This window comes from Neisseria sp., assembly GCF_041804105.1.
Taxonomy (GTDB): domain Bacteria; phylum Pseudomonadota; class Gammaproteobacteria; order Burkholderiales; family Neisseriaceae; genus Neisseria.
Map to the genome: position 1 here is coordinate 1 of NZ_JBHCJY010000031.1, position 4,123 is coordinate 4,123.

4 protein-coding genes and 1 pseudogene are annotated in these 4,123 nt (G+C 56.4%); all 5 read right to left on the reverse strand.

The annotated features are described in order from the left end of the window. Window positions 1-230 (reverse strand): annotated as a pseudogene (gene murD, locus ACEYDX_RS03115) (UDP-N-acetylmuramoyl-L-alanine--D-glutamate ligase); the annotation flags it as partial. Window positions 231-589: 359 nt separating this feature from the next. After that, entirely contained in the window at window positions 590-1,051 is a 462-nt protein-coding gene (locus tag ACEYDX_RS03120; RefSeq protein ID WP_373740577.1) for a nuclease-related domain-containing protein, read from the reverse strand. Between the two features lie 191 nt (window positions 1,052-1,242). Then, on the reverse strand, window positions 1,243-2,325 hold the full coding sequence (gene mraY / locus ACEYDX_RS03125; protein ID WP_373740578.1) for a phospho-N-acetylmuramoyl-pentapeptide-transferase: 1,083 nt from the start codon (window positions 2,323-2,325) through the stop codon (window positions 1,243-1,245). A gap of 244 nt (window positions 2,326-2,569) precedes the next feature. Continuing rightward, on the reverse strand, window positions 2,570-3,334 hold the full coding sequence (locus ACEYDX_RS03130) for a YggS family pyridoxal phosphate-dependent enzyme (RefSeq protein WP_373740579.1): 765 nt from the start codon (window positions 3,332-3,334) through the stop codon (window positions 2,570-2,572). A 246-nt stretch (window positions 3,335-3,580) separates the two neighbouring features. Then, window positions 3,581-4,123 (reverse strand): glutamate ligase domain-containing protein (locus tag ACEYDX_RS03135; protein WP_373740580.1); only part of this gene is annotated, 543 nt, incomplete at its 5' end.

The following is a 4,123-nucleotide window of genomic DNA, read 5'->3' on the forward strand; positions in this document are numbered from 1 at the left end:
ATGCCGGGGCTGAGCGCCAGCACGACGAAACCCTGCGCCAACGCGTCTTTCAGACGGCCTGTGTGGCATTCGAGGCCGGGAAACTGCCGTTGCAGCTCGGCGGCGCACTCGGTTTTCAGACAGGCATCATAAGCCACCACGATCGCCCCCGCTCCGCGCAGGAAGGCTATCATCGAGAGACCGCTGCCGCCGAGTCCGGCGACTAGGATTTTTTGGTTTTGCCAGTTCATGGTTGTTGTCTTTTTCAATATGTCTATCATTTATAGGGTGGCTGTGAACTCATCGTTTCAGACGGCATCGGGAACGGTGGGTTGACACCCACCCTACTTTATCGGTAGTGGGTATCCGTCATATCCGTACCAAGCGATATTTTCAGACGGCCTTTGCTCAATTACCCGATTGGTGCTTTTGACGCAAATTGTTTTTGTGCTCTACTCTGCGGCTTCTGTCTGCCGCATATTCTTTACTTTGCAAAACAGCGCAAACACGGTTGATTTCGGCCTCATCCAATACAACCGTCCGGAAATTCCGGATATGCCGTTCAGCTTGCCTGATATAGCAAACATTTTCAGGCATTTGCGTTTTGAATTCACATCCGCCCAAAAAAAACCACTACCGAATGAAACGAATTTTCAGGCAATGCGAGCAATGCTGCCAGCGCTTTAATATGGGCGTAATTTTGCCGGAGCGGATTTTGAAACGACTGCTTTTTCTTATAAATAACCTGCGTCCACCTAGCCTGCTTTTCGCTGCCAAAAATCCACCCCGAATAGTTTTTCGTTTCAACCACAAAAATACCGAAACGCGATACATAAATATGGTCGATTTGGGTGGTGGTTCCACGTGACGGAATAATTAAGTCGTGAAACGGACGATAAACCGTTTCATCCAAACCGCCCAAGCGCGCCTGAACCGCCTTTTCGCCAAACCAGCCTTTAAACAGCGGACTTTTCAGAAAAGCCAAAAAAAGCAGAACAAAGGGAAGCCACCAAAAATTGGCCAGCACACCCCAAAGACCACCGAACACAGCGGTAACAATCTGATTTTCCATGTTGTTTTCCCTTATTGTTTTATTTTAAATGTAATGCGTTGATTAAACTTAATTTAATGGTGGATAAAACCGGTTTCCCGTAGTTTCCCGTAGGGTGGGTGTAAACCCACCATTCCCGATGCCGTCTGAAACAGCGGGTTCACACCCACCCTACCCTATTACTCAGACTGCCTCTGTTTTTCAGACAGGCATCAGCGGATTTTCAGTGAGCTTAAGCCCACCAGCACCAGCACGATGGTAATAATCCAAAACCGCACCACCACCTGCGTTTCTTTCCAGCCTTTTTGTTCGTAGTGGTGGTGGATGGGCGCCATCAGGAAGATGCGTTTTTTCGTGCGTTTGTACCAGCCCACCTGCAGCATCACCGAAACGGCTTCCACCACAAAGAGGCCGCCCATGATGACGAGCACGAGTTCTTGGCGGATGATGACGGCCACGGTGCCGAGCGCGGCGCCGAGTGCGAGCGCGCCGACGTCGCCCATGAATACCTGCGCGGGGTAGGCGTTGAACCATAAAAAGCCCAGGCACGCGCCGCACATGGCAGTGCAGAAAATCACGACTTCGTTGGCACCGACCACGAACGGCAGTTGCAGGTATTCGGCGAATTTGGCGTGGCCGCTGGCGTAGGCGAAGATGGCGAGACCGGCGGCGACGAGCACCACGGGGAAGGCGGCCAACCCGTCGAGGCCGTCGGTCAGGTTGACGGCGTTGGAGGTGCCGACGATGGTAAGGTAGGCCAGCACCACAAAGCCGAACACGCCCAGCGGCAGAGCCACTTGTTTGAAAAACGGCACGATCAGGATATTGTTGGCCGAGTTCTGCGCCACATAAAACAGCAGCAGCCCCGCCGCCAGCGCCACGCCCGACTGCCACACCATTTTGAAGCGCGCCGACACGCCGTTGGGGTCTTTATAAACCACTTTGCGCCAGTCGTCGTAGAAGCCCAGCGCGCCGGTGGCGAGCAGCACCAGCAGCAGAATCCAGATATAGGGGTTGGCCAGATTGCCCCACAGCAGGGTGGAAACGGTGATGGCGGTGAGAATCAGCGAGCCGCCCATGGTGGGCGTGCCGGTTTTGATCAGGTGGGTTTGCGGCCCGTCGTGGCGCACGGCCTGACCGACTTTCAACTCGGTGAGCTTGCGTATCGTCCACGGCCCCAGCAGCAGCGAAAACGCCAGCGCGGTCAGGGCGGCCATCACGGCGCGGAAGGTGGTGTATTGGAAAACGTTCAGCGCGGAAAACCAGTCGCTGAAATGGGCGAGCCATAAAAACATGGGGTTACTTTCCTTCTTGTCGGTTGTTCGCGGCCTTCTGAAAAACGTTTCCGCCTTTCAGACGGCCTTGGGTGTTGCGGTGTTTTCAAACCCGCCATTTTATAACGGAACGAGGGTGGGCTTGGGGTTAATTTTTTGAATCGGGTAAGGTTTTTTACGGATGGGGCGTATTCGGGTTCAGACAGGCATTTCAGACGGCCTGTTTATTGCCTTCATGCCTGTTTCAGACGGCCTTCGCCTCCTTTTACACCCCGCCTTCCGGCCAATAATGGCTGTCGGGCAGACTGCGCGAACCGAACAGGGCCTGGCCGATGCGTACAGTCGTCGCCCCCTCTTCTATCGCCGCTTCAAAATCGCCGGACATCCCCATCGACAGTTCGGCCAAAGACATCCCGTCGGGCAGGCCGCGTTGCAGCCGCTCCTGCAACCTGCGCAGCAAAACGAAGCAGCCGCGTACTTTCGCGCTTTCCTGCGACAGCAGCGCAAGCGTCATCAAGCCTTTGACTTTCAAACGGGGAAACGGCGCAAGCGCGTGAACGAAACCTTCCGCCGCTTCGGGAGCCAATCCGTACTTGCTTGCCTCTCCCGATGTATTGACCTGCACCAACACATCCAAAGTCCGCCCTTCCGATGCCAAGCGCGCATCGAGCTGTTCCGCCACGCGCAAACTGTCGAGCGCCTGAAATTCGGCGGCAAACTTGGCCATATATTTGATTTTGTTGGTCTGCAAATGGCCGATAACCACCCAGTCGAGCGGCAAATCCTGCATTTCCTGCCACTTGCCCCATGCCTCCTGCACCTTGTTTTCGCCGAAACAGGCATAGCCGAGCGCATGCGCCATACGGATGCGGCGCTCATCTACCGTTTTGGTTACCGGCAAAAGCCGCACCGAATCGGGATGACGGCCGGCGCGGCGGCAGGCCGTCTGAATCCGGCCGTTGATTTCTGCGAAATTCCGCTCGAGTTCGGCAAGCGTTTCGGCTTGCGGATAACGGGGTTTGTTTAACATGGTTCCACCCTTTTCTCTGTGGTTCGTGTTCGGAAAAGCCGTGCCTGTCTGAAAAAACCTCAGACCGTCTGAAACGGTGGGTTCACACCCACCCTACGGCTGAAATGCCTGTCTGAAAAAACTGCGCTTCAGATTCCCGTAGGGTGGGTGTCAACCCACCACCCGACCGAATTTTTCAGACGGCATCCGGTACGGCGGCGTAAACGGATTGGCCACCCGTTTTTCAGACAGGCACTTCAGACGGCCTCACGCCTCCGCCAATGCTTCCACCACTTCTTCCATCTTCATAAACCGCGAGCCTTTCACCAACACGTTCGCGCCTTCGGGCAGGTCGTGCGCCAGCACCTGAAGCAGCGGGTCTTTGTCGGCGAACCACAGGCCGTTTGCGCCGAAGGCTTCGGCGGCGTGCGCGCTGTCGTCGCCGACGAAATAGGCCGATTCGATGTCCTTATCGCGGGCGTAGGCGCCGACTTCGGCGTGCATGGCGGCGGCTTCGGTTTCGCCGAGTTCGCCCATGTCGCCCATCACGAACACGCGCGGGGCGGGGAGTTGGGCGAGCACGTCGAGCGCGGCTTTCATGCTGTCGGGGTTGGCGTTGTAGGTGTCGTCGAGCAGGGTTGCGCCTTTGATGCCGCGTTTAACGTTCAGACGGCCTTTGATGTTGGCGAATTCGGACAGGCCGTCTGAAATTTCCTGCAAATTCAGGCCCGCGGCCAGGGCGAGCGCGGCGGCGGCACAGGCGTTGGCGGCGTTGTGGCGGCCGGGCACGGGCAGGGTGGCGGCCGCCCG

What these genes read in the sequence shown, in the direction of transcription:
- ACEYDX_RS03120 (WP_373740577.1), bottom strand. Translation starts at nt 1,051, where the DNA reads ATGGAAAATCAGATTGTTACCGCTGTGTTCGGTGGTCTTTGGGGTGTG.
- mraY (WP_373740578.1), bottom strand. Translation starts at nt 2,325, where the DNA reads ATGTTTTTATGGCTCGCCCATTTCAGCGACTGGTTTTCCGCGCTGAAC.
- ACEYDX_RS03130 (WP_373740579.1), bottom strand. Translation starts at nt 3,334, where the DNA reads ATGTTAAACAAACCCCGTTATCCGCAAGCCGAAACGCTTGCCGAACTC.